Raw genomic sequence first — 25,460 nt, 5'->3', positions numbered from 1 at the left:
TTCAGGGCGGTTTTTTTATGCCTCGGTCATCATTACCCGCAGTAAGGTTTCCAGCAGTCCGGGGAACCGAGCATTCAGATCCTCACGCCTTAACGAAATCAAATTCTCACGCCCCTGAGGGCGCTGCCAGATTACACCGCTATCGCGAAGAACGCGCCAGTGGTGGGTCATGGTCGACTTCGCCACATCCTGCCGCAAAGCCCCGCAGGTCAATTCAGCGCCTCCTGCAAGCTGTCTGACGATCTCCAGCCGCAAAGGGTTACCCAGCGCAAAAAGCACATTTTCAAGGCGGATTTGTTCTCGTTCCGGGTGGGTGGCGATCATACTCTTCCTGTAGGCGGTAACGGCACGGCGGCCGGCTACTATAACAAACTTGATGCCCTTCGAATGTATCGATATTAACGATAGCTCAAATTGTTCGAATATACTCGTACAGTTGTACTATCCTGATGGCGAACAAATCTGGCGGCCATAGTGGCCGTCGCTTAACAGTCAACAAGACTAAGGACACATCATGCCCCGACCCATCCCTCTCGAACGCTATCGCAACATTGGTATTTCTGCCCATATTGATGCCGGTAAAACAACCACGACCGAACGTATTTTGTTTTACACCGGCATGAGCCACAAACTGGGTGAAGTTCACGATGGCGCAGCAACGACAGACTGGATGGCTCAGGAGCAAGAGCGCGGTATTACCATTACGTCCGCCGCGGTGAGCTGCTTCTGGCCGGGTATGGATCGCGGTTTCGAGCCGCACCGTATCAACATCATCGACACGCCGGGACACGTGGACTTCACCATTGAGGTGGAGCGATCCATGCGCGTGCTGGACGGCGCCGTAATGGTTTACGACTCCGTGGGCGGCGTACAGCCGCAGTCAGAAACCGTTTGGCGGCAGGCAAATAAATACCATGTGCCGCGGCTGGCCTTCGTCAACAAAATGGACCGTCCGGGGGCTGATTTCTTCCGCGTGGTGCAGATGATGATTGACCGCCTGAAAGCTAATCCAGTGCCTGTCGTAATCCCGGTTGGCGCAGAAGACAGCTTCACCGGTGTGGTGGATCTGATCAAAATGCGCGCCATCATCTGGGACGATGCTACTCAGGGCATGACGTTCAGCTATGCGGCGGTGCCGCAGGATTTGCTGCCAACGGCACAATTGTGGCGCGAAAAAATGGTCTCCGCGGCGGCAGAAGCCAATGATGAGTTAATGGATAAATACCTGGAAACCGGCGATCTGAGCGAAGCGGATATCATTGCTGGCCTGCGTAAGCGCACCATTTCCGGGGAAATTCAGCCAATGCTGTGCGGCAGCGCCTTTAAAAACAAAGGCGTGCAGCGCATGCTCGATGCGGTGGTAGAGCTGATGCCGTCTCCGCTCGACATTCCTGCCATTGACGGCGTGGATGAAAAAGGGCAACACGCGGAACGCCATCCCAGTGACGATGAACCCTTCTCTGCGTTGGCCTTCAAGCTGATGACCGACCCGTATGTCGGACAGTTGACCTTTATCCGGGTTTACTCCGGCGTGTTGAAAAAAGGCGATTCGGTTTACAACCCGGTGAAAGGCAAGAAGGAGCGTATCGGGCGCATTGTGCAGATGCATGCGAACGACCGCCATGAGGTTGACGAGCTTCGTGCCGGCGATATAGCCGCCTGCGTAGGGCTGAAAGATGTGACCACCGGCGACACGTTAACCGACCCGAATGCGGTGATCACGCTTGAGCGGATGGAATTCCCCGATCCGGTGATTTCCCTCGCTATCGAGCCGAAGACCAAGGCCGACCAGGAGAGAATGGGTATTGCGCTGCAGCGTTTAGCGGCGGAAGACCCCTCTTTCCACCTGCACACGGACGAGGAATCCGGGCAGACAATTATTTCCGGTATGGGCGAGCTTCATCTGGAAATTATCGTCGACCGCATGAAGCGTGAGTTTGGCGTGGAAGCGAACATTGGCCGGCCACAGGTCACCTACCGCGAAACGATCCGCAAAACGGCGAAAGACGTGGAAGGGAAATTTGTGCGGCAGTCAGGCGGTAAAGGTCAGTATGGTCATGTGGTGTTGACGCTCGAACCGCTTGAGCCAGGTAAAGGCTTTGTGTTTGAAGATGCCACCAAAGGGGGCGTAGTGCCACGCGAGTTCATTCCTTCTGTGGAAAAGGGGCTACGTGAGGCGATGAATACCGGTGTACTGGCCGGTTACCCGGTGGTGGACGTCAAAGCCACGCTGACCTTCGGCTCTTACCATGACGTCGACTCTTCGGAGATGGCGTTCAGGATGGCGGCGATCTTCGGCTTCAAGGACGCCGTGCGCAAAGCGGATCCGGTTATTCTGGAGCCTATCATGCACGTCGAAGTGGAAACGCCAGAAGACTACGCCGGTAACATCATGGGCGATCTCTCTTCCCGCCGTGGCATGGTGCAGGGCATGGAAGAACGTTTTGGCAGCCAGATTATTCGGGCGGATGTCCCGCTGGCAGAAATGTTTGGTTATTCCACTACGCTGCGGTCTATGTCTCAGGGCAGGGCGACCTACAGCATGGAGTTCCATCATTATGCTGAAGCGCCGCGCAACGTGGCCGACGACATTATTGCCAGTCGCGTAAAAGCTTAAGCTGTACTCAAAATGGGCGAGGCCATCTCGCCCATTTTTTTCATCTGCGAGTCATTTCCCATTCCCTTTGCAACGCCCCGCATACGTCAAAGAATACTTGAAGCCTGCCCGAACATGCTGAATCAGCGGCATGAACTGATTCAGTTTTACACAGATAATCCACGATATAGTCTTGTGCCTATATAGCATTTAACCTATATTGAAAAGGATGTCGCATGTGGTCGATAAAAATGACGGATACGTTTGATGCCTGGTTTACGGCATCGGATGATGCAGTCAAAGCCTTTGTCATAGCTTCAATGGTGTTGCTAAAGAGCAGGGGGCCTTTGCTAAGCAGGCCTTATGCTGACACCGTGAGAGGGTCGCAATACGCGAACATGAAAGAGCTGCGTGTTCAATGCAAAGGTGAACCATTAAGGCTGTTTTTCGCTTTTGATATAAGGCGTTGCGCCATCCTGCTGTGCGCAGGTAACAAGGTCGGGAACGAGAAGCGGTTTTATGACGTCATGATTGCTCGGGCCGATAAGGAATTTGCAGCTCATCTGAAACAGTTAACGGAAAAGGAGCAAACAGAATGGGTCGAACACTAGAGCAACTGCTGGCCGAAGAAAAACCTGAAGTGGTGGCCGCCGCACAGGCCATGGCCGACGAAATGCTGCTGAATATCCATCTGGCTGAACTTCGTGACAAAGTCAAAAAAACACAGACTGAGATGGCACAGAAGCTCGGCGTGAAGCAGCCCACTGTCGCCGAAATGGAAAAAAAAGGCCGTGATATCAAGCTCTCTTCCCTCAAACGTTACGTTGAGGCGGCGGGCGGCAAGGTAACGCTGGATATCGAGCTGCCGGACGGTACGCACTTCAATATTGCCCTCTAATGATGTGGGGGGGCACCGCCCTCACTTTTCACCAGCGACGCCTTCTTTCTGACGGCCAATATCTGCTGCCATTTCTCTTCGTTAAGGGCCGGTGCAGAATACAATAGTTGCATATGCAACTTAATGGGCGCACCCTTATCGGCATCCCTTGAAGATGGCCGATCCCATGACGCTCAACGACAAAATCATCAGCTTTTACGACGACACCACGCCTCCTTGCAATGCAACGGCATTACGCAAGGCCACGCGAAGGATCTCCCAAATCTACGATGAGGCCCTCCAGGCCTGCGGGCTGAAAACCACCCAACGCACGATTCTGCGTCATGTTGACCAACTGCAATCCCCAACCATGACACTGCTCGCCGAAGTGCTGGTGCTGGATAAAACCGCGCTCTCGCACAACATAAAACCGCTGATCCGCGACGGCTATCTCGCGCTAACGCCTGCTGAAGAAGACAAGCGCCTGAAGCGCGTGACGCTGACCGCGAGTGGCAGGGCAAAGCTGGAGGAGTCGCATCTGATTTGGACTGAATTGCAGACGCGGTTTGAAAACGCGCTTACGCCTGAACAGCATCAGGCGCTGCTCTCCCTGCTGACGCTGATTGCTACGGATGAGTTCGGTACAAAAGTTCGCCCTTAATACCAGGAGTACGCACATGCCTACCTATTATTGCCACCTTCCTAAAAATCGCGTTTCAGAAGCGGACAAACATCGCCTGGCCCACGCCATCACTGCGCGGCATACCGAAGCCACGGGCGCTCCTTCCTGGTTTGTGCAGGTCGTGATAGAAGAGGACGACAATAAAATTCGTTATCTTGGCGGAGAGCCTGCGGGCGAGCATATTTGGGTTCGCGCAGATATCCGTGCCGGAAGAACAAAATCCCAACTGCAGCAGATCATGCTGGCGCTTAAAACAGACATTGCTTCTATCACCGGGGTAGTGGCAGAAGATATCTGGATTTATCTCAACAATATTGAGCCAGACAATATGCTGGAGTACGGGCATGTTCTGCCGCTTCCTGGTGAAGAAAAAAGATGGTTTGATGCACTCCCCGCCGAGCTTCAGCACCGCCTGGAAGCGTTGGGCGTGACCCACGCTAATTTCACGCTGTAGCTTTGCACAAGGGGAAGCCAGCCCGGCATCCCCTTCAAAGTAGAAATATTAAATCTGCCCGGTTTCCTGCAAATGCCGCCATAACACTTTCTCGTCCTCGCGGCGGAAAATAACGGTCGACCAGCGCACGGTGGTGGAGCCGTTCAGCGTTTGCGTTTCGCGGTAAAGCACGGCGGCACCCTGCGGCCATTCGTCCAGTAACTGGAGGTTATCGACCTCAATAGCCAGCCCTTCACGGCTCCCGCCGCTGGCGCTGAAAAAGCCGCAAAGCGCCGGATAATCCAGCCTGACGCCACTCAGCGCGATCATAGAATAGTCGTTTGCAAAGCGCGCCAGCAGCGCTTCCAGTTCCCCCTTGCTCGTGCCAAGCCATTGCTCAATGGCGACGTGGGCCTCAAGCACTTCTTTAAACCAGATATTCATTGCTCAGTGTTCCTTTTGGGTCAGTTGATTTTTAATGTGCTGATTATTCAGCCGGAAAGCGTAAACCAGCGGGGCGAGCGTCCCGGCGGCGGCAAAACTAAAAGTAAAAAGATAAGCTTGAGGCGCGGGCATCATAGCCTGCAGTAAGGTCAGCAGCAGGCTGAGCAGCGCCACGCCAAAGCAAAAACTCAGTTGGCGATTTATGTTCCACAGCGCGCTGGCTTCCGGCATCGCCTCCGAAGGGATGGAGATAAAAGCGGTGCTCTGCGCCGTGCTGCTGGAAAGACTTCCTCCCAGACCCATCAACGCGTAAGCGACGACCAGCCATGAGGCTTGCTCGCCGGCGTTGATTTGTGTGAGCAGCAAAATTCCTGCGGCCTGAAATACGCCCCCGGCCGCAATCAGCGGGCGAGGGCCGAGGCGATTAAACATTTTGCCGGTAAATGAAATCGCGACAAAAGAGGCCATCGCCCACGGCAGCATCAACATCCCCGTTTGCGTGGCGGACAGGCCCAGCTGCGTTTGCAGATAGACAATGCTGACCAGGCTGGTGCCCATAAAAATGCCCGGAATGCACTGGTAAACCAGCATGGCGTAACGCAGCAGAGGATCTGCCAGCAGCGGCAGGCTGAACAGCGGGGTCGGATGTTTGCCATTACGGCGAATAAAAAGCCAAAGAATAAGTAGGCCAGCGATGAGCCACGCCAATGCCGCTCCATGTGCCGCCGGGTTTCCGGCCTGCGTGACGCCCAGCAAAATAGCGAACAGCCCCGCCGATCCCAGTATCAACCCTTTAACGTCCAGCGGCCTGCGAGCAGTTTGTTGCTCTGCGGGTTTTAGCCAAAGCCCCGCGAGAACCAACGTCAGCAGCGCCAGCGGCAGGCTGGAGAAAAATATCCAGCGCCAGCCGAAGGACTCTACCAGCAATCCACCCGCGGTTGGCGAAAGCGCCGGAGCCAGCAGCGCCACCAGCATGATTGCCGAGGAAAGCCTGGCCCGCTCATGCACCGCGAAAAGCTGCCAGGTCAGGGCCTGGCCGACGGGGATAAGCAGCCCGCCGCCCACACCCTGAAGAATACGTGCGGCGACTAATGCATTCAGGCCAGAAGCAAGGCCGGAGGCCAGCGTACCCAGCGTAAAAAGCGCGAGCGAAAGCATAAACAGGCGCTTTGCCCCAAGCCGCTGGGTCAGCCATGCGCTGCACGGAATAACCAGCGTCAGGCCGCAAAGATAGCCGTGGCTTATCCACGCCAGTTCGGTCACCGGCGCGTGAAACTCCCTCCCCATTTCAGGCCAGGCGACGTTGGAGATAAACATATTGATTAAGTCGAGAAAAAAACCGAGCAGATAAACGGCGGCAACCCTGTAACGATAAGGCATGGCGGCTCTCGTAAAAAGAAAAGGCGATTTCAGCAGGTTCTGCGAGGCGGATAAATCCCGTTCCGGCTGATACACTGTCAAAAATAATTTGATAATCAGGCGAATTAGAATGCTTAACTTGCAGCGGGTGGCACAGTTTGTTGCGGTGGTAGAGGCCGGGGGCTTTACCGCAGCCGCGCAGTCTATGCAACAAACGAAAGCGGCGATCAGCTTTAACGTTCGTCAGCTTGAGGCGGAGCTTGGCGTTTCGCTGCTGGTGCGCTCCACCCGGCGCGTGGCGTTAACCCAGGCGGGGGAAGTGTTTTACCAGCGAGCCTTACAGCTATTAAGGGAAAGCGAAGCGCTGGTGGAAGACGTGCAGGGGCATCACGGCGGGTTTACTGGCGAGCTGAGTATTTCAACCACGCCGGAATACGGCCAGGCGAAGATTATCCCGGCGCTCAGCACATTTGGTCGCCTGCATCCGGGGCTGACTATCCGGCACGAATCTTCATCTGCCCCGGTAAATCTTATTTCCGGGCAGTTTGACGTGGCTATTCGCCTGGGCAAGCTGGTGGATTCATCCTACCGCGCGGCGTTGATAGAGCGGTTCGAGATTGTGGCGGTTGCCGCGCCGCAGTGGCTTGAGCGTAACCCGATCGGCAGCCTGGAGGCGCTGGCCGAAGCGGAATGGGTCATTCACCGTCGGCTGCCAACCCCCAGAGAATGGCAGGTCATTGGGCCTGACCAGGAAACGCGAGAGCTAACAATAACCGGGTCTGCCCGCTTTATGACCGACACGGCGGCGGCACTCATGGCTTTTGTGGTTCAGGGTTGCGGCGTAGGTTTGTTGCCCGAATGGCTGGTGCGCAGTGCGATAGCGCGCGGTGAGCTGCAGCATGTGCTGCCTGAATACCGTTTCCCGTCGCAGGGGATTTATGCGGTTTACCCCAATACGCGATATGTTCCGGCGAAGGTACGTGCACTGATAGACTTTTTGCAGGAGTGGGAAAATAACAGACCCGCTTAGCGGGCCTGTTTTAGGCTTACAGCGCTTTTTGGGTTTTACCCTGCACGGTTGATGTCGCTTGTGCAGATGATATCCCCGGCAGCTCAATTTTCAGGCCGAAGGTCAGCAGCGAATACAATACGCCCCCGGTCAGCATCGAGACGATAACGCCCAGGTTCGCCGTCGCAAAGACGCTGTGGCGGGTTTCTTCCGTCAGCAGGAAGCCAACCACGTGCGCGATGTACGGGTCACCGGAAGTAATTGTGCCGAGCCCCACAAACGTCGCGATCCCCAGCGAAAGCAGCGCCGTCCAGCGTCCATCGCGGCCACCAAAACCCGCTTTATTCGCCATCGCCACATCCCAGCCCAGGCGTTTCTGGCGCAGGAAGTCAATCAGCTGAATTGCTCCGGCGGAGCCAATCACCACGGAGATAGAAGCCAGGAACGACTGGAACGTCGCCAGGAACGAATCGGAAATAAACATCAGGTAGAACGCGCCGAAGCCGATGATAGCCGCGTTCAGGGTGGTCGTCGTGGCGCGGCTGGCCGGAATGCCAAGCGCCAGCAGGGCAAGGCCTGAGCTGTATACGCCGGTAATGGCCGCCGCCAGCAGCGAAACGATAATCACGATGGAGAACGGCACGTAGAACCAGAACGGCAGCAGGTTAGTCAGCGAGGCGATAGGCGACTGCGCCGCCGCCGCGCTCAGATCCGGGTTGCTGTCGGCGAGGAATGCGCCCAGCACCAGCAGGATGCTCACCGGCAGGGAAATCCCCGTGGTCGTCCAGAAAATAACCTTCGAAGCCGGGGTTTTCTTCGGCAGATAGCGTGCAAAGTCGCCGCCGTAGTTCAGGAAGCCCAGGCCCACCATTGTCATCGCCATCACCACGCCGCCAATGTACGTCAGCAGGTCGCCGTGCGCCGTGCTCTGGCCCAGCTTTTCCCAGTGAATATGCGGCAGCATCAGGAAGATAAAGATGATGCTCATAAATCCGGTCAGCCAGGCGATGTACTTCTCCACCTTCATGATTAACTGGTGGCCATAAATGGCGACCGACATGGTCAGCACCAGACTGACGATGAACCAGCCGAGAATACACACCAGCGTAGGTTTGCCGTCTGCCAGCGCAAACGCCGCAGGCCAGAGTTTGGCAAACAGCGCCGCACCGGTGGACGAGGCGAGGGTAATAATGGTGATTTTCCAGCCCATGTTGGAGATATAGGCGAACAGCGTCGGGAATTTATTGCCGTGGTAGCCGAAGCAGAAACGGGTCTGGGTCAGCGTAGGCAGGCCGGTTCTTGGCCCGCCCACCGCCAGCACGCCGACCAGGCAGCAGGAAAGCAGGTAGCCGATGATTCCGGCGGTGATCGACTGCCAGACGCTCAGGCCGAGCGAGTAAACGTAAATGCCATAGGTCATCCCCAGAATAGAAACGTTCCAGGAAAACCAGATCGGGAACAGCCCGGCCGGTTTGCCGTAGCGTTCCGCTTCCGGGACGGCATTGACGCCGTTTGCTTCAACTTTTATGCCGCCCGAGGCCGGCTGATGTGTAGAGTTTGTCATCGGAGAACCCTTATGGGAGAAATCAATCGCAGAGAAGTGCGGTTTCTAAAGCGAGCTCAATCATTTTGTCTAACGTGTTTTGTAGTTCTTCTGCCGTTGGCTCTTCCCCCGTGACGCTGCTTACGCAGGCCGTCAGCAGGCTCAGGGCTTTGGCGCGGTACTGCGCGGCGATGGTGAACAGCGCCGAGGTTTCCATTTCCACCGCAAGGATGTTCATCTTTTTGAGGGCAGGGAGCATGCCTTCGGGTTTGTCGTACAGCAGGTCGTTGGTAAAAGTGTTGCCGAACTGGGTCGGGATATTGTGTTGCTCGGCCGCCGTCCAGCAGCGGCGCAGCAGTTCAAAGTCCGGTACGGCGGCGTAGTCGTAGCCGCCAAAGCGGTCGCGGTTTACCGAAGATGAGGTGCCCGCGCCGGTGGCGACAATCACGTTACGCATATCCACGCTTTCATCCACCGCCCCGCAGGTGCCGATGCGAATAAGCTGCTTCACGCCAAACGCGTTGATCAATTCATGGGCGTAAATTGAAACGGACGGAATGCCCATCCCGTGCGCCATCACGGAAAGCCGCTTGCCTTTGTAGTAGCCGGTAAAGCCGAACATATTGCGGGTGTCGCACACGCGCTTTGCATCGGTTAAATACGTCTGTGCGATGTACTGCGCGCGCAGCGGGTCGCCGGGCATGATCACGGTTTCGGCAAAGTCGCCGGGGTTGGCGTTAATATGTGGCGTCATCAGACGATCTCCAGGCTGGTTTCATGCCATTACGATAGAAATCCCGCGCTCTGTAGAAAAAGGCAAATGTCCGGCCGGGCTGACGGCGATCACAAATTTGATTTTTGCCTTTGCAAGAAAAGAGAAACGCCAGGGCTGGCAAGGGGTGAGCAAAACGCGGAGTATTGACAATACCGAGGGGCGATAGTTAATCTCAGCCGCCTTTTTCGCCACAGACTCTGGCGAAACAGGCAATACTTGACGGGTTAATGACCTTATTGAGCTGCATGGCAGCCTGCCGGAGAGCGACAACACCATGAATATTATTCAGCAATTCGCTCAGCGCGGGCACCAGATCCTGCGCGATGCCGTGTACGCCGCGCCGCTTAAAAGCAAAGAGATCGGCCCCGATGAATTTATTCTGCGCCAGGGCGAGGAGATCAAAGCGCTCTACTGGATCACGCTCGGCGAGTACACCATGCATTACAACGCCGAAAACGGGAAGGCATTCAGCCTGGGGCAGCGCTTTGTCAGCGACACTATCATCGGCGAAATTGAATACCTCACCCATACGCCGAGCCAGTTCTCGGTCGTGGCCCACGACACCATGACGGTAAAAGTCATTCCGCTGGCGATGATGGACGCCATTCTGACCAGCCACGCGGAAGTCGGCGTCTGGCTCAGCCAGCTGCTTTCTACCAGCTACCAGCGTGGAATGGCGAGAACCATGGAGCGTTTCCTGCAGCCGCTGGTGTTTAACATCGTGGCCGACCTGTATGAACGCCATCAGCAGAACAAGCCGCTGGTGGATTTCTCGCAGGTGTCCCGTGAGGCCGAGCGCTTTGGCTGCTCCGAGAGAACCTACCGCCGGGTGATCAACCAGCTGATAGAAGAGCAGTACATTCAGAAAGTGGCCCATGAATACGTGATTTGCGACATAGAAAAATTCCGCCAGGTGCTGACGAACCCAGGGCGAATCAGCTAGCCAGTTTTTGTAGCAAAGGGCTAAAAAGCAAAGAAAAAACAGTGATAGACTCCGGCAATACGTTATCCGCCATGGAGTAGTGCAGTGAGTGAGTCCGTCGAAAATCAGAACGCGTTTAAACATGCCTTTAATCATGCGCTTTTGCAGGACATCGCGAGCTTAATCGCGCGGCATTATCCCGCCTTTAACGCCGAAGCGTTTTTAAACCAGGCGGAAAACCTCGATAAGCTGGAAATGAAGGCCAGAGTCCAGGTCATCCGAGATGCGCTGGCGGCTGGACTGCCGCAGGACTACCCGGCTGCATTGGCTGTGGTGGTTTCGGTGCTAAAAGAGAACAAGCTGCGCGGCTTTGCCGTCTGGCCCTTTGCGGAGTTTATTCAGGTCTATGGCCTGAACCACCCGGCACTTTCCCTCGAAGCCCTGAAAGTGGTCACCGTCTGTTTTACCGCTGAATGGGCGGTAAGGCCTTTTATCAAGCGGGATCCCGATGCGACCATGCGCTTCCTTCTACAGTGTGCGCAGGACGAAAGCGTGGACATCCGCCGCTGGGCCTCGGAAGGCACACGCCCGCGCGTGCCGTGGGGCGAGAAGCTGCATCTGTTTATCAAGGACCCGGCGGGAACCAGAGCCATTCTGGATGCCCTGAAGTTCGACCCGGAGCTTTACGTCAGAAAAAGCGTCGCCAACCACCTCAATGACATCACCAAAGACCACCCGGGCTACGTGATTCAGCTTCTGCAAAGCTGGCAGCAGCAGGCGAAACAGTCCGGTGGTGACGACGTGAAAAAAGTCGCGTGGATAACCCGCCACTCGCTGCGGACCTTAATTAAGAATGGCGCCCCGGATGCGCTGGCGCTGATCGGCGTGCAACACGGCGCAGATGTCGTGCTGGATGCTTTCTCCCTTAAACAAAAAACGATTGCGCTGGGCGAAAACCTGGAATTTAACGTCAGCCTGCGCTCAACCAGCAACGCCCCGCAAAATATCGTGGTCGATTACGTGCTGCACTTTATGAAAGCCAACGGCAGCACCGCCCCAAAAGTTTTCAAGCTCCGCGCGTTCGAACTCCCTGCCGGAGGCACGGTCACCATAGAGAAAAAGCATGCGGTAAAGACAATCACCACCCGCCAGTATTACCCCGGCGTGCAGCGGATTGAGATCCAGGTCAACGGTAAGGTGTTGGGGGGAGAGGAGTGGGAGTTGGAGTTATAAATTAATCGGTTTTAGTGAATACAGCCTCAGCGTTTTGGGGCTGTATTATTTCAGACAGATAATGTCAAAGCCATGCTAATTGGTGTGAATAGCCCCTGCTTTTATTTTCCTTCATTGCATACAATGACTAAATACGCTTCCCTTATTTAATGTCATTTTTGTTAAATTTAATTTGCATACTTAAAGAAATTAACAATCTTAATTCATGTCTTTAAATTTCAAAATTGAGGCGTGCTTTGCTAGCTTATCCCTCGCTTTCTAAGGAGCATTTATTTAAATTGACAAATACGGGAATGTATTATGAAAAAAAGGTTTCATGGCTTTAAGCGTATTATCAGGCATGTTTTTAGCGTCCAGCGCGATGGCTGCGCCAACAAGCTCAGACTGGATTGGTAAGGGTCAAACGCAGACTGCCACGTTCACGGTGAGTGCTGATACATCGTTAACGTTCGGTGCAAGCACCGCGACTACGTTTGAGGGAATTGTCAGGGCTGGTGAGCCGATATTTGATCTTACAGTGACTGCCCCGCAAGGAGTTAAGGTCGCTATAGGTGGTGTGAATCAGGGAATCAGTGTTAGCGGCGCTTGTATCCGCAGCGATGAATATATAACAGGAAAACGGGAGATTGTTGCCCGTGTTGCAGATAGCGGGCTTATTAAAGGTAATGAATACCTCCCTGATGGCGCTGCACAGAAGGATAATTCTGCTGTCGGTACTATTGTTGTCGACGGTGCTGGCGACGCTGAGGTGAAAATTAATTCCGTCGCTGGAGCTGATTATTTCAATAATATCGAGGGTAAACATAATTATACCTTTATAGCACAGGCATTTAATGTGTAATAGCTAAGCCCCTCGCTGTTTAACCGCACAGCAATGTTATGCATTGCTGTGCGGTGTCTTTAATTGTTCTTAAGTATTGAGCGCCTGAAAGGTATAAATAGTGAATAATGAGCCTTAATCGTCTCAATTCACACCTTAAAGTTATAGGGTTGCGCCGCGTTTTGCTAATCTCCGCCATTTCAGAGAGGTCAGGCATGAAAAATAAACTCTTCACGTTAAGCATGTTGTCAGCCTTGTTTTTAGCCTCCGGCGCATCAGCAGTACCGGCAGGGATAGTCACCGCCACGTCAGACTTCACGGTTAATCAGTATACGGGGCTTAAGCTTTCCGCAGGTGAACCGAAGGTATTCACGGGGCGTATAAATCAGGGTGATGTGTTGATTAGCCTTAAGGTAGAAATCCCTGATGCACCGGAAGGGACTAAGGTGGCAATAGCCGGCGATAAGAATACGTCAATATCTGTCGATGGTACTGTAGAGTCAGAAACTGGGGGGATTGTGGCGAGACTTGATGATGTTGAGAACTATTCGATAGAAGGCTCTGAATATATCCCTCCGAGTGTGAACAAATCCGCAGATTCCAGCGCTATTATCGTTACGGAGGCGACTGAACTTACATTTAGATCGGTACATTCTTATACTGTAGGAAAAGATCTTGACCCTGGCACATACACCTATAATTTTGTTGCACAGGCTTTTATTGAATAATCGTTGAAACCTCCTGTTTCCCCGAATCGAAATGTTATGCATTGCGGTTCGGTGCCTTTCATAGATAGACCCCAAAAAAGTTCATCAGTTAACACCTCGCACCGTCAAAAGGACATTTCTTTGGTGTGCTCATCGATAATCATTAATTACAAAACAAGAGTAATTTTTAAACAAGGAAAATATTAATAAAAATCTACTAAGACTAAGGGTATATTGGCCATATACTATTTTTCTCATGATTACATTGTCGTAATTCATTCATAAAATAAATAATTGTATGATTTTAATCCGATGGTAGCATAAGTCCTCCTTAAAGGAATGTTATATGTCTAAAGGAATAAAGCAAGGTGGTCTGCGACTGCTGACGCTCGGGGAAATTAAACTCGCCAGAACGCTCTACGGTAACGCTATTAAATATCACAAAGTCTGTATTCATCGCGGAAGCTATTTGCCTTTCAATATGCAAAATAATAACTATGCCATGACACCTAACGGAGAAATATGGTTCCAGGAAGGCGTCTATGAGCCTGATTTCTCCTCAACTCAGCGTAATCCCATCGATGCATCTCATCTCTTCATGCATGAAATGATGCATGTCTGGCAGCATCAACACGGAATGTGGGTGAGGACTCGCGGGGCTTTCTCCTGGGCTGCTGACTAGACCTATGATCTCGATAAACAGACACTGCTCGATTACAGTCTGGAGCAGCAAGCCTGTATCGTTAGCGATTACTGGCTATTGAAGACTCACGGATTTCGAGGCAATTCTAATACCTACAATCTTCGCCAGTTTAGCCCGGCAGAGCCGACGTTTTCACTGTTGGCGCAGTACAAGAAAATACTGGGGAGATTTCCTTTATGAATCACTTATTCAAGTTAACCCTTTTGTGTACCGCATTGTCTGGATGCGTCGGAGAAAATCTTGGGGTGGGGGAGTGGAAGAGTATTTATATTGACGGACCCCAGATTTGTTTCACCGTGGACAAATCAGACGTGCTGACTCGCTATGTGCTTTCGTCGACTCAGGGGGGGGAATACAAAGTCCTTGCTGTAACCGATCACGATTCACTTTCGTATCCGGATACATGCATTAATATCGAGCTAACGCCGGGGTATATTTACCAGGCATCCTACACGATGAATAAAGTAAACTATCGGTACAGCTTTTTTATTGATAATGACAGACACATCACCGAACTTGGCGGTTGGGAGTAACACCTTTACTCAAGCCACCAACAGCAAAAAGCCCGCTTAAGTTTCCTTAAGCGGGCTTCTCAAATATGGCTCCTCTGACTGGACTCGAACCAGTGACATACGGATTAACAGTCCGCCGTTCTACCGACTGAACTACAGAGGAATCGTGTGAACGGGGCGAATATTAGCGGCGGCTCTGTGGCTTGTCAAAGGCAAAATCTCACCCTCTGGTGCGTTTGCGGAAACTATCAACATCTTGTTGCCTTTTCAGGCAATCAGAGACAAAAAAATCCTTTGCAGGATAACGATTTGTTGCCCATTATTTGAAATGCCGTTTTATCTTTCCTTGCAGGTCCTCGCTTGAACTTACATGCAGTCCTTCGCCAGACCGTGGCGAAAACGCCGTGGTACGCCAAACGTAAGAGTTATCGGGTGCTGTTCTGGCGTGAGATAACGCCGCTGGCGGTGCCAATTTTCCTCGAAAACACCTGCGTGTTGTTGATGGGCGTGCTCAGTACCTTCCTCGTCAGTTGGTTAGGGAAAGAGGCGATGGCGGGCGTAGGGCTCGCAGACAGTTTTAACATGGTGATCATGGCGTTCTTCGCCGCTATCGATCTCGGCACCACGGTGGTGGTGGCGTTCAGCTTCGGCAGGCTGGATCCGGAGCGGGCGAGGGCGGCGGCCCGGCAGTCGCTGGTGCTGATGACCATAGTTTCTTTTATCATGGCCGCAGGCATTCATCTGGCGGGCACGCACATCATCGATGTGATTGCCGGGAACGCCACGCCGGAAGTTAAAGCTCTCGCACTCTCTTATCTGCAAACCACTGTCTGGAGCTACCCGGCCGCGGCGATTGCGCTTATCGGCAGCGGGGCGCTGCGCGGGGCGGGGAACACCAAAATTCCGCTGCTGATTAACGGCGGCATGAACATCCTCAACATCATCATCAGCAGCATTCTTATCTACGGCATCTTTGGCTGGGGCGGGCTGGGCTTTGTCGGCGCGGGACTGGGGCTGACGATTTCCCGCTACATCGGCGCGGCGGGCATTATCTTCGTACTGATGATTGGCTTTAACCCGGCGCTGCGTATTTCGCTGAAAAGCTACTTTACGCCGCTCAACTGGGGCATTTTGTGGGAAGTGCTCGGCATCGGCATTCCGGCGAGCGTTGAATCGGTGCTGTTCAACGGCGGCAAGCTGCTGACGCAGATGTTCGTTGCCGGGATGGGGACCAACGTGATCGCCGGTAACTTTATTGCCTTCTCCGTGGCCTCACTGATTAACCTGCCGGGTAACGCCCTCGGGTCGGCGTCAACGATCATCGTCGGCAGGCGGCTCGGGAAAGGGCAAATCGGCCAGGCCGAGCGCCAGCTGCGCCACACGTTCTGGCTCGCCACCATTGGCCTGACAATTATTGCGTGGGGAACCGCGCCGTTCGCCGGGCTGTTCGCCTCGTTCTACACCAGCGAAGATGACGTCAAAGAAGTCGTGAAAGTCCTGCTGTGGATGAACGCCGCCTTTATGCCTATCTGGGCCGCTTCCTGGGTGCTGCCAGCCGGGCTGAAGGGCGCCCGTGACGCACGTTTTGCCATGTGGGTTTCAATGGCGGGGATGTGGGGCTGCCGTGTTATCGCCGGCTACACGCTGGGGATTGTATTGGGCATGGGCGTAGTGGGCGTCTGGCTCGGGATGTTTGGCGACTGGGCGGTGCGCGGCGCGTGCTTCTACTGGCGAATGGTCAGCGGCCGCTGGCTGAAAAAATACCCGCGACCGCCGAAAGAACCGCTTACCGTTCAGGAAGAAAGCGCCGTTTAGCGCTCAAAAGCCCCGGCAATGGCCCGCATATCGTTGCCGGTTGGCGTCTGGTGAATACGTAGTCCAAACTCGTCCACCACGGCAAAAATATGGTCGAAGATATCGGCCTGAATGCTTTCATACTCAGCCCAAACCACGGTGTTGGTGAAGGCATAGATCTCCACCGGCAGCCCTTCGCTTTCAGGGGCAAGCTGGCGCACCATTAGCGTCATGTCTTTGCGAATACGCGGGTGGCTACGCAGGTACTCGTTCAGGTATGCCCGGAAGGTACCGACGTTGGTCATTTGGCGCTGGTTCAGCACCGAATCGTCGGCGTGCTGCTGGTTGTATTCGCTGATCTCTTTCCCGCGCTCGGCCATATACGGCTGCAGCAGTTTCGCTTTAAGCAGCTTCTCCTGCTCGTCCTGCGACAGAAAACGGATGCTGGTGGTGTCGATGTTCACGCTGCGTTTGATGCGCCGCCCGCCGGAAGCTGACATCCCGCTCCAGTTTTTAAACGCGTCAGACACCAGCGCGTAGGTTGGGATAGTGGTAATGGTGTTGTCCCAGTTACGGACTTTTACCGTCGTCAGGCCGATGTCGATCACCGCCCCGTCCGCGCCGTATTTCGGCATTTCCAGCCAGTCGCCCATTTTCAGCATGCTGTTGGCAGAAAGCTGGATCCCTGCAACCAGGCCGAGAATCGGATCTTTAAACACCAGCATCAGCACGGCGGCCATCGCGCCAAGGCCGCTTATCAATATTGCCGGGGATTTGCCGATCAGCAGCGAAACCATCATGATGCCGACGATAATCGCGGCCAGCAGCTTCACGCCCTGGAAAATGCCTTTCAGCGGTAGCTGAGAAGCAAAGGCGAATTTCCCCGACAGGCCGAAGATCACGTCCAGCAGCGAGAAGAAGGACATCAGCGCGTAAAGCATGACCCACAGCTGGGCGCAGGTGGTCAGAATGGTTGCCGCATCGCTGCCTTTTTGCAGCCACAGTACCGCCTGAACGTTAACGATGATGCCCTGCAGCAGAAACGCCAGCCGCTGAAACAGTTTGTTCTGGGTGATTATCTGTAAAGAGAGGCTGGAGCTGGACTGCGCGCGCTTCTCAAAGGCACGCAGAACAATGCCGTGCAGAATAAAATGCACCACCAGCGCGGTAAGAAAAATGATGCCGAAAATGACGATCAGGGAAGTGGTGTGGCCGGGTTGAATGCCGTATTGCTCGAGGGCGGATATCAATTCCTGCATAACGTCTCCTTTAAAAACAAGAGGACATCATGCCCTCTCAAGCCAGCAGTCGCAACCCGGCTGTACAATTAATAGACATATTAACGCCTAATCCTTACAGAATTGTCTCAGGGCGGTTATGCTTAATGCATTCACATCATGTTAACTAACAGGGAAATTATGATTCGTTTCTCCACGCTGGCATTTGCTCTGGCGGCGGTCACGCAGAGCGCGATGGCCGTGACATATCCTTTACCGCCGGAAGGCAGCCGCCTTGTTGGCGCGCCCCTGACGATTACCGTGCCGGAAGGGAACAAGGAGCCGCTGGAACACTTTGCTGCTCAGTACGGGCAGGGCTTCAGCAATATGCTGGAGGCCAATCCGGGCGTCGATCCGTTCCTGCCTAAAGTGGGCACGCAGCTGGTGATTCCGCAGCAGGTTATTTTGCCGGATACCGTGCGGGAAGGGATCGTGGTGAACGTGGCGGAAATGCGCCTTTATTATTATCCGAAGGACACTAACACCGTAGAAATCCTGCCGATAGGTATCGGCCAGGCAGGACGCGAAACGCCGCGCAACTGGGTCACCCGCGTTGAGCGCAAGCAGGATGCCCCGGCCTGGACGCCAACCCCGAATACCCGCCGTGAATACGCCAAAGAAGGCAAAACGCTGCCTGCCTTTGTGCCGCCGGGGCCGGATAACCCGATGGGCCTGTACGCCATTTACATCGGCAAGCTGTATGCCATTCACGGTACCAATGCCAATTTTGGTATCGGCCTGCGCGTCAGCCAGGGTTGTATCCGCCTGCGCAACGACGATATTAAATTCCTGTTCGATAATGTGCCGGTCGGGACACGCGTGCAGTTGATTGACCAGCCGGTGAAGATAACCACTGAGCCGGACGGCAAACGCTGGCTGGAGGTTCACGAGCCGCTGTCGCGCAACCGCGCGGAGTTTGAGTCCGACAAGAAAGTGCCGCTGCCAATGACCGCCGTATTGCGCAGCGAAACTCAGGCGTCTGGGGTGAATACGTCGGTGGTAAGTGAAGCCCTTAACAGGCGCTCGGGGATGCCAGTCCAAATAAATACAGCCGCCACGGATACAGGGCGACTGTAATATTCAGTCAGAAAAATAAAAGCTCGCATATCGCGAGCTTTTATTTATTTGAATAATTCTGCAGTAGCAAAAAGTTTATTTTGCCCGCCAGCGGAAGTCACTTTAAAGGATGTGGCACCGGCTTTATCTGCTTTGTCAGAAAGTTGATTTATCGCCTGATCCAGGGTGGTTGCCCCGCTGGTTGATACCGAGCCAATGCTTTGTCCGGTGCCGGTTTGCTGGACTTCGGTCGCGGCTAAAGCTGTACCGGTAAGGGCGGTCAATACGGTCAGGGCCAGGGCGGAGTTAATTAGTTTACGCATCATAATGAGTCTCTCAATGTAGGTATTAAAGTGAGTCGTCGGTGAATGCGTTGCATGCTACGTTGCCGCTTAAGCAATGAATAGCGGGGGTTATTGATGAAGACTTTCAAAAATTCTGGCTGGTAATATCTGGGTGTTATTGACTGTAAATTACTTTAAACCACCTTATTTTTTCCTTAATTATATCTAACGTAACGTGAAGTTTTGGCGGTCATACAACGGTGGGCCGTTAATAAAAAAACGCACGGAGGGGATCGCTCCGTGCGTCGGGTTATTGCTCGTCAGTCTCAGCGTGACCGAGCCTTTTGAACAATAGCGAAGGCAAATTAAACCCCAAGGCGATCGCGAAGACTGTAGTAAGCCGCGCCCATTGCGGTAAACGGAATGCGGAACGTGCGGCCACCCGGGAACGGGTAATGCGGCAGGTTGGCGAAGGCATTGAAGCGTTCCGCATCGCCGCGCAGCAGTTCTGCAATCAGGCGGCCAGCCAGGTGGGTATAGGTCACGCCGTGCCCGCTGCAGCCCTGGCTGTAATAAATATTCTTATCCAGACGGCCCACCTGCGGCAGGCGAGACAGCGTCAGCAGGAAGTTCCCGGTCCAGCTGTAGTCAATCTTCACGCCTTTCAGCTGCGGGAAGGTTTTCAGCAGGTTTGGCATCACCAGGCGTTCAATATCCGCCGGGTCACGGGCGCCGTACACCACGCCGCCGCCGTACAGCAGGCGGTTATCGGCGGTCAGGCGGTAGTAATCCAGCAGGTAGTTACAATCCTCCACGCAGTAATTTCTCGGGATCAGCGAGCGCGCAAGATCTTCCCCCAGTGGCTCGGTGGTCAGTACCTGCGTGCCGCACGGCATGCTGCGCTTCGCCAGTTCAGGTTCGAGTTTATTGCCGAGGTAAGCGTTGCCGGCGACGATCACATACTTCGCCGTGACCTTGCCTTTCTCCGTGCTGACGATGGCCGGGCTGGCATGCTCAATATGGGTCACCGGAGACTGCTCGAAAATGCGCCCGCCGTTCAGGCCAATCGCATTGGCCTCGCCAATGGCCAGATTGAGCGGGTGAATATGGCCGCCGCTGTGGTCGAGCAGGGCGCCGACGTAGCGGTCGCTGTTCACCTCGCGCTTCAGTTCGCTGGCGTCCAGCAGTTCAAGCTGGGTGTTGCCGTAGCCTTCCCAGTTGGCCTTTTGCTCTTCCAGGGTTTCCATTTGTTTGTGGTTCATCGCTACAAAGAGGCCGCCGGGGCGATAGTCACAGTCAATCTGGTAGCGCTTGATGCGCTCGCGAATAATTTCCCCGCCTTCGAACATCATACTGCCGAGCATTTTGGCTGCTTCCGGGCCATAGCGGCGCTCAATCACGTTGATGTCGCGGCTGTAGGAGTTCACCAGTTGCCCGCCGTTGCGCCCGCTGGCACCGAAACCGATGCGTGCGGACTCCAGCAGCACCACGTCATAACCCATTTCGGACAGATGCAGCGCGGACGAAAGGCCGGTGTAGCCGCCGCCAACCACGCACACGTCGCAGGTCACGGACTCGTTCAACTGCGGGAACGGCTCATATTGGTTGGCGCTGGCCGCGTAATAGCTGGTGGTATGTTCAGTCATGATGAAGGCTCCAGGGCAATCCAGATGGTTTTCAGTTCGCTAAATTTCTCAAGGGCATGCAGGGATTTATCGCGGCCGTTGCCGCTCTGCTTGTAGCCGCCGAACGGGACGGTCATATCGCCGTCGTTGTAGTTATTGACGAAAACGGAACCGGCTTTAAGGCTGCGGCTCATGCGGTGGGCGCGGGAGAGATCCCGGGTCCACACGGCGGCGCCGAGGCCATAGTCGCTGTCGTTGGCAAGGGCTAGCGCCTGGGCTTCGGAGGTGAAGCGGGTGACGACGAGCACCGGGCCGAAGATCTCTTCCTTGCCGACCCGTGCATCTGCGGTTGTGTCGGTGAAGATTGTCGGGCCGATAGCCGCCGGGTGAGTGCTGTTCCGCCCGTCGAGCGCCAGCTTGCCCTGGCTTTCCCCGTCGCGAATAAAGCCGTGAACGTTGTCGGCGTGGGCGCAGTCGATCAGCGTCCCCATAGTGGTTTCCGGGTCGAGCGGGTTGCCGGGCTGCCAGTTTTTCGCCTGCTCTTTCAGCAGGGCAATAAACTCGTCGGCGATGCTTTCTTCCAGCAGCAGGCGAGTCCCGGCGATGCAGACCTGGCCCTGGTTATAGAAAATACCGGCGGCGGTGGTTGCTGCGGCTTTTGACAGGTCCGGGCAGTCGGCAAAAACGATGTTGGCGCTTTTTCCGCCGGCTTCGAGCCAGACGCGTTTCATATTGCTGTCGCCCGCATCTTTCAGCAGCTGTTTGCCGGTACGGGTGGAGCCGGTGAAGGTAATCACGTCCACGTCCGGGTGCTGAGCCAGCGCCTGGCCCGCCTCATGACCCAACCCGGTCACGACGTTAAACACGCCGTCCGGCAGGCCCGCTTCTTTAGCCAGCGCCGCAAGACGAATTGCCGATAGCGGTGATTTTTCAGAAGGTTTAAGGATCACGCTGTTGCCCGCCGCCAGCGCCGGGCCGAGCTTCCAGCAGGCCAGCAGCAGTGGGAAGTTCCACGGCACAACGGCGGCAATCACGCCAACGGGTTCGCGCACAATCAGCGCCAGCTCGTTAACGCCGGTGGTGGCGACTTCGCCGTAGACTTTGTCGATGGCCTCGGCGTACCAGCGAATCGCACGGGCGCTGCCCGGAATATCATCACGCAGGCTATGGCGGATAGGCTTGCCGGTGTCGAGCGTTTCCAGCAGCGCCAGCTCCTCGTGATGCTGCTCCATTAAATCCGCCAGCCTGCTGAGCACGGCTTTGCGTTTGGCCGGGGAAGCCTGCGCCCAGTCCCCGCGATCAAACACATCACGGGCGGCCTTAACCGCAATATCGACGTCCGCTTTTTTGCCTCGCGCCACTTCGGCAAGGTCACGCTGCGCAAAAGGGTCAACGGTGCTAAAAGTTTCGCCGTCCTGCGCAGCGCAATATTCACCGTTAATAAACAATCGAGTTTCCGGCGAGGTATTTTTGGCTTTCTCCTGCCAGTAATTAAGATGCTGAAAGTCCATGATGACTCCTTTTATTCAATCGGATAAATGGCCTTACTGGGTTCTTCAGGCAAATTTGGGCTGCAAAAAGCCCCAGGAAATAAGTCCTGTTAAAAAAGGTTTGGAAATAAGGCCTGAATACTCAGGCCTGAAAATAATTAGAACGTGGTGGGGGTGTGGGCGCTGATAATGCGGCAGATGCCTGCCGAGGTGTTGCTGAAGCTGTGCGGCATGCCGGTATTAATGGCATAACTTTGCCCCGCAACCAGGTGCCAGGTCTGGCCGTTAACGGTCAAAACCACTTCACCTTCCAGTATCGTGCCCGTCTCCTCACCCTGGTGTTTGATCCTTTCACCGGTGGTGGTTCCCGGTTGATAGGTCTCAATGATCATCGCCAGCGTACGGTTAGGATTCCCATTGTGTATTAATTTCATTGAAACACCCTGACTGCCTATTTCAATCAGATCGTCGTAATTGATAACGACCTGCGGCTCATCAGGTTTTTCCGGTTCCGCGAAGAACTCGGAGAGCGACAGCCCGTAGACTTTCAGCAGCTTTTGCAGCGTACTGATGGCAGGACTGACTTTGTCCTGTTCTATGGTGCTGATGGCGCTATGCGTTAATCCAGACAGTTCGGCGGCACGACGTTGAGACAGACCCAATTGCTGGCGGATCTCTGACAAACGTTTACCCGGCGCCAGGCCGTCATCGCTCATAGTGGCATTTCCTTAACGGTAGTGGTCAGAGCCGCTGCTTTTCAGCGAGGTGGTTCTGACTGGCGGTGATAAAACCCTCAAGCAACAAACGCGATAGTGCATATTCGCTACTGTTCCATTCCGGATGCCACTGAACCCCGAGGGCAAAAGGATGATCGTGAACGCTCGCAGCTTCCACCAGACCATCCTGTGAACGCGCCTCGACGCGCAGCAGCGGACCCAGCGTTTTCGCTCCCTGGCCATGTAATGAATTCACCCAAAACGTGTTGCAGCCCGGTATCAACTGCGAAAGCAATCCTCCCTCATGAACCTGGACTTCGTGTGATGGGGCATACTGCTGCTCCACCGGGAGTTCCGGATCTTCACGGTGCTCCAGAAACTCAGGACGATCGCTCAGGCGACGATACAGAGTCCCGCCGGTGGCGACAACAAGTTCCTGTAAACCCCGGCAGATGGCGAAAATGGGGATGCGCCTTTTGAGCCCGGCGGCGATAAGCGCCATGCTCAGTTCATCACGCCCGGGGTCGGCGTCAGGCTCATCGCCGTTTTCACCATAGAGGTGCGGCTGCACGTTGCTGGGGCTGCCCGGCAGGAAGATCCCGTCCAGTTTTGGCAGCAGCGCTTCCAGCAGTTCAGGCTCTGCCAGCGCGTGGGGAAGGGCAATGGGTAAGCCGCCCGCGTTCAATACCGCATTCAGGTACTTTTCTTGCAACGTTTGGGTCAGATGACCCTTAAGCCTGTTTCTGCACATCACAACGCCGATTAACGGCTTGTCAAATATATCGACCATGATCAACCTCACATTCTGGACTAAATTATTTCCAAACGATTCCATGTTGGCCATTTCCGTTCAATATTTTCTCAACTTAGCAGCGGTTTAACTGTCTTGCAAACTTAAATTAACATTTGACAAACATTTTATTTCGCACCATTGTCGATAAGTGGACATTATATTTAACGGTCGACATCAGCGACCGGCATCCAACGCAACGGCGGTGAATCATGGAAACCAATATCGTAGAAGTTGAGAATTTTGTTCAGCATTCCGAAGAGAGACGAAGTAGCGCGTTTGCACGCGAAGTGAATACCTTCCTTGAACGTTATCCCAATACCCAATATGTCGATGTCCTTCTCACTGACCTTAACGGCTGCTTCCGGGGAAAACGTATTCCGGTGGCCGGGCTGCGTAAGGTAGAGAAGGGCTGTTACTTCCCGGCTTCCGTGTTTGCCATGGATATTCTTGGGAACGTAGTAGAAGAGGCCGGGCTGGGGCAGGAGCTGGGTGAGCCGGACCGCCGCTGTGTGCCGGTGCTGGGCACGCTCACCCCTTCGGCGGCTGACCCGGAATTCATCGGCCAGATGATGCTGACCATGCTGGATGAAGATGGCGCTCCCTTTGACGTTGAGCCGCGGAACGTGCTGAACCGACTCTGGCAGCAGCTGCGCCAGCGTGGGCTATTCCCCGTGGTAGCGGTAGAGCTGGAGTTCTATTTAATTGATCGCCAGCGTGACGCCGAAGGCTACCTGCAGCCGCCCTGCGCGCCGGGCACTGACGACCGCAATACCCAAAGCCAGGTCTACTCCGTCGATAACCTTAACCACTTTGCCGATGTGCTGACCGACATCGACGATCTGGCTCGCCTCCAGCTGATCCCCGCCGACGGCGCGGTAGCAGAAGCTTCACCGGGGCAGTTCGAAATCAACCTGCACCACACCGATAACGTGCTGGATGCCTGCGATGATGCGCTGGCGTTAAAACGCCTGGTGCGAACTGTTGCAGAGAAGCATAAGATGCACGCCACTTTTATGGCGAAGCCGTATGAAGAGCATGCGGGCAGCGGGATGCATATCCACATCAGCGTGCTGAATAACAAAGGCGAAAACGTGCTGGCGGACGCCGATGGCGAAGACTCAGCGCTGCTGAAACGCGCGCTGGCGGGCATGATCCACCTGATGCCGTCGTCGATGGCGCTGCTGGCCCCGAACGTGAACTCGTGGCGCCGCTTCCAGCCGGGGATGTACGTCCCGACTCAGGCTTCGTGGGGGCATAACAACCGCACCGTAGCGCTACGCATTCCGTGCGGCGACCGGGACAACCACCGCGTGGAGTATCGCGTGGCGGGGGCGGATGCCAACCCGTATCTGGTGATGGCGACAATCCTGGCCGGGATTTTACACGGGCTGGATAACGACCTGCCGCTGCAGGAAGAAGTGGAAGGCAACGGGCTGGAGCAGGAAGGGCTGCCGTTCCCGATCCGCCAGAGCGACGCGCTGTGGGAGTTCACCCAGAACGATCATCTGCGCGACCTGCTGGGCGAGCGTTTCAGCCACGTTTTCCATGCGTGCAAACACGATGAGCTGGTGCAGTTTGAGCGTTTAATCACAGAAACTGAAATTGAGTGGATGCTGAAAAACGCCTGATTGTGGCGCCTGCCCGGCAGAGCTTACATGGCCGGGCACACTAATAAATAAGTAGCATCATACGGACTGAGCGGAGCCAGGCCGGACGTTTTGCAGGGCAACCTGCCATTTCCCGAAGTCGCGTAATGGAGCGCGGGCGGCAACGGGTCTTCAGTTAACGACAATGTGTACGACGAGGAAAT

At 54.7% G+C, this 25,460-nt stretch carries 26 protein-coding genes and 1 tRNA gene; 15 read left to right on the top strand and 12 right to left on the bottom strand.

Features of this window, described 5'->3' with window-relative positions:
- Positions 1-15 precede the first annotated feature (15 nt).
- Positions 16-324 (bottom strand): ArsR/SmtB family transcription factor, encoded by a 309-nt coding sequence (locus B9Y90_RS05670; protein WP_085540519.1) that lies wholly within the window; start codon positions 322-324, stop codon positions 16-18.
- A 190-nt stretch (positions 325-514) separates the two neighbouring features.
- Here B9Y90_RS05670 and fusA point away from each other — a divergent pair, with 190 nt between their 5' ends.
- The 5 genes from fusA to B9Y90_RS05645 all read left to right on the top strand — a co-directional run bounded on the left by fusA (position 515) and on the right by B9Y90_RS05645 (position 4,609).
- Positions 515-2,617, top strand: coding sequence for an elongation factor G (gene fusA / locus B9Y90_RS05665; RefSeq protein ID WP_085540518.1), 2,103 nt, complete (start codon positions 515-517; stop codon positions 2,615-2,617).
- Positions 2,618-2,832: 215 nt separating this feature from the next.
- A complete protein-coding gene (locus B9Y90_RS05660; RefSeq protein ID WP_085540517.1) occupies positions 2,833-3,207 on the top strand; it encodes a type II toxin-antitoxin system RelE/ParE family toxin in 375 nt (124 codons plus the stop codon).
- Positions 3,192-3,494, top strand: coding sequence for a helix-turn-helix domain-containing protein (locus B9Y90_RS05655; protein WP_085540516.1), 303 nt, complete (start codon positions 3,192-3,194; stop codon positions 3,492-3,494). The genes B9Y90_RS05660 and B9Y90_RS05655 overlap by 16 nt, the downstream gene beginning before the upstream one ends.
- A 154-nt stretch (positions 3,495-3,648) precedes the next feature.
- On the top strand, positions 3,649-4,134 hold the full coding sequence (locus tag B9Y90_RS05650; RefSeq protein WP_217808976.1) for a MarR family winged helix-turn-helix transcriptional regulator: 486 nt from the start codon (positions 3,649-3,651) through the stop codon (positions 4,132-4,134).
- Positions 4,135-4,150: 16 nt separating this feature from the next.
- Entirely contained in the window at positions 4,151-4,609 is a 459-nt protein-coding gene (locus B9Y90_RS05645; RefSeq protein WP_085540514.1) for a tautomerase family protein, read from the top strand.
- 48 nt (positions 4,610-4,657) lie between these two features.
- Here B9Y90_RS05645 and B9Y90_RS05640 read toward each other — a convergent pair whose 3' ends face one another.
- Together B9Y90_RS05640 and B9Y90_RS05635 are read right to left on the bottom strand one after the other, a co-directional pair.
- Entirely contained in the window at positions 4,658-5,032 is a 375-nt protein-coding gene (locus tag B9Y90_RS05640; protein ID WP_085540513.1) for a DUF4440 domain-containing protein, read from the bottom strand.
- 3 nt (positions 5,033-5,035) lie between these two features.
- Positions 5,036-6,412, bottom strand: coding sequence for an MFS transporter (locus B9Y90_RS05635; protein ID WP_085540585.1), 1,377 nt, complete (start codon positions 6,410-6,412; stop codon positions 5,036-5,038).
- 109 nt (positions 6,413-6,521) lie between these two features.
- Here B9Y90_RS05635 and B9Y90_RS05630 point away from each other — a divergent pair, with 109 nt between their 5' ends.
- Complete coding sequence (locus B9Y90_RS05630; RefSeq protein WP_085540512.1) at positions 6,522-7,421, top strand: LysR family transcriptional regulator; 900 nt, start codon at positions 6,522-6,524, stop codon at positions 7,419-7,421.
- Between the two features lie 16 nt (positions 7,422-7,437).
- On the opposite strand, the gene B9Y90_RS05625 is transcribed toward B9Y90_RS05630, so the two are convergent.
- Both B9Y90_RS05625 and deoD read right to left on the bottom strand, forming a co-directional pair.
- A complete protein-coding gene (locus tag B9Y90_RS05625) occupies positions 7,438-8,964 on the bottom strand; it encodes a purine-cytosine permease family protein (protein ID WP_085540511.1) in 1,527 nt (508 codons plus the stop codon).
- Between the two features lie 22 nt (positions 8,965-8,986).
- Positions 8,987-9,700 carry a purine-nucleoside phosphorylase gene (gene deoD, locus B9Y90_RS05620; protein ID WP_254902664.1) on the bottom strand — a complete coding sequence of 238 codons (714 nt, stop codon included), beginning with the start codon at positions 9,698-9,700 and terminating at the stop codon, positions 8,987-8,989.
- A gap of 292 nt (positions 9,701-9,992) precedes the next feature.
- Between deoD and B9Y90_RS05615 the strand changes: the two genes are divergently transcribed.
- From B9Y90_RS05615 to B9Y90_RS05590, 6 genes are all read left to right on the top strand, one after another.
- Positions 9,993-10,661, top strand: a complete 669-nt coding sequence (locus B9Y90_RS05615) for a Crp/Fnr family transcriptional regulator (protein WP_039295030.1) — start codon at positions 9,993-9,995, stop codon at positions 10,659-10,661.
- A gap of 84 nt (positions 10,662-10,745) precedes the next feature.
- Entirely contained in the window at positions 10,746-11,873 is a 1,128-nt protein-coding gene (locus B9Y90_RS05610) for a DNA alkylation repair protein (RefSeq protein ID WP_085540509.1), read from the top strand.
- A 316-nt stretch (positions 11,874-12,189) separates the two neighbouring features.
- Positions 12,190-12,714, top strand: a complete 525-nt coding sequence (locus B9Y90_RS05605; RefSeq protein ID WP_139827349.1) for a hypothetical protein — start codon at positions 12,190-12,192, stop codon at positions 12,712-12,714.
- Between the two features lie 194 nt (positions 12,715-12,908).
- Positions 12,909-13,421 carry a hypothetical protein gene (locus B9Y90_RS05600; RefSeq protein ID WP_085540507.1) on the top strand — a complete coding sequence of 171 codons (513 nt, stop codon included), beginning with the start codon at positions 12,909-12,911 and terminating at the stop codon, positions 13,419-13,421.
- A 325-nt stretch (positions 13,422-13,746) separates the two neighbouring features.
- Entirely contained in the window at positions 13,747-14,082 is a 336-nt protein-coding gene (locus tag B9Y90_RS27215) for a type III secretion system effector protein (protein ID WP_254902662.1), read from the top strand.
- A 197-nt stretch (positions 14,083-14,279) separates the two neighbouring features.
- Positions 14,280-14,636: a putative T6SS immunity periplasmic lipoprotein gene (locus tag B9Y90_RS05590; protein WP_085540506.1), complete on the top strand. Its 357-nt coding sequence runs from the start codon at positions 14,280-14,282 to the stop codon at positions 14,634-14,636.
- Between the two features lie 66 nt (positions 14,637-14,702).
- Here B9Y90_RS05590 and B9Y90_RS05585 read toward each other — a convergent pair.
- Positions 14,703-14,778 (bottom strand) — tRNA-Asn (locus B9Y90_RS05585).
- A 197-nt stretch (positions 14,779-14,975) separates the two neighbouring features.
- Between B9Y90_RS05585 and B9Y90_RS05580 the strand changes: the two genes are divergently transcribed.
- Entirely contained in the window at positions 14,976-16,430 is a 1,455-nt protein-coding gene (locus B9Y90_RS05580; RefSeq protein ID WP_039295011.1) for an EmmdR/YeeO family multidrug/toxin efflux MATE transporter, read from the top strand.
- On the opposite strand, the gene B9Y90_RS05575 is transcribed toward B9Y90_RS05580, so the two are convergent.
- A complete protein-coding gene (locus tag B9Y90_RS05575) occupies positions 16,427-17,668 on the bottom strand; it encodes a mechanosensitive ion channel family protein (protein ID WP_039295008.1) in 1,242 nt (413 codons plus the stop codon). The two genes, B9Y90_RS05580 and B9Y90_RS05575, sit on opposite strands and share 4 nt — an antisense overlap.
- Before the next feature lie 159 nt (positions 17,669-17,827).
- Here B9Y90_RS05575 and ldtA point away from each other — a divergent pair, with 159 nt between their 5' ends.
- The gene (gene ldtA, locus B9Y90_RS05570; RefSeq protein WP_085540505.1) at positions 17,828-18,763 is read left to right on the top strand and encodes a L,D-transpeptidase; all 936 of its coding nucleotides are present in this window, start codon (positions 17,828-17,830) and stop codon (positions 18,761-18,763) included.
- Positions 18,764-18,807: 44 nt separating this feature from the next.
- Here ldtA and B9Y90_RS05565 read toward each other — a convergent pair whose 3' ends face one another.
- The 5 genes from B9Y90_RS05565 to puuD all read right to left on the bottom strand — a co-directional run bounded on the left by B9Y90_RS05565 (position 18,808) and on the right by puuD (position 23,647).
- Entirely contained in the window at positions 18,808-19,068 is a 261-nt protein-coding gene (locus B9Y90_RS05565; RefSeq protein ID WP_052050381.1) for a YdgH/BhsA/McbA family protein, read from the bottom strand.
- A gap of 323 nt (positions 19,069-19,391) precedes the next feature.
- Entirely contained in the window at positions 19,392-20,672 is a 1,281-nt protein-coding gene (locus B9Y90_RS05560) for an NAD(P)/FAD-dependent oxidoreductase (protein WP_085540504.1), read from the bottom strand.
- On the bottom strand, positions 20,669-22,162 hold the full coding sequence (puuC, locus tag B9Y90_RS05555) for an aldehyde dehydrogenase PuuC (protein ID WP_085540503.1): 1,494 nt from the start codon (positions 22,160-22,162) through the stop codon (positions 20,669-20,671). Before puuC ends, B9Y90_RS05560 begins: the two co-directional genes overlap by 4 nt.
- 137 nt (positions 22,163-22,299) lie before the next feature.
- Positions 22,300-22,857: an HTH-type transcriptional regulator PuuR gene (puuR, locus tag B9Y90_RS05550; RefSeq protein WP_039294996.1), complete on the bottom strand. Its 558-nt coding sequence runs from the start codon at positions 22,855-22,857 to the stop codon at positions 22,300-22,302.
- 25 nt (positions 22,858-22,882) lie between these two features.
- Entirely contained in the window at positions 22,883-23,647 is a 765-nt protein-coding gene (gene puuD, locus B9Y90_RS05545) for a gamma-glutamyl-gamma-aminobutyrate hydrolase (RefSeq protein ID WP_008454959.1), read from the bottom strand.
- Between the two features lie 212 nt (positions 23,648-23,859).
- On the opposite strand from puuD, the gene B9Y90_RS05540 reads away from it, so the two are divergent.
- Positions 23,860-25,278, top strand: coding sequence for a glutamine synthetase family protein (locus B9Y90_RS05540; protein ID WP_061278439.1), 1,419 nt, complete (start codon positions 23,860-23,862; stop codon positions 25,276-25,278).
- Positions 25,279-25,460 lie beyond the last annotated feature (182 nt).

The sequence above is a fragment of the Cedecea sp. NFIX57 genome (assembly GCF_900177785.1).
GTDB classification, from domain to species: Bacteria; Pseudomonadota; Gammaproteobacteria; order Enterobacterales; family Enterobacteriaceae; genus Cedecea; species Cedecea neteri_C.
This window is presented reverse-complemented; position numbering and strand designations above follow the sequence as displayed.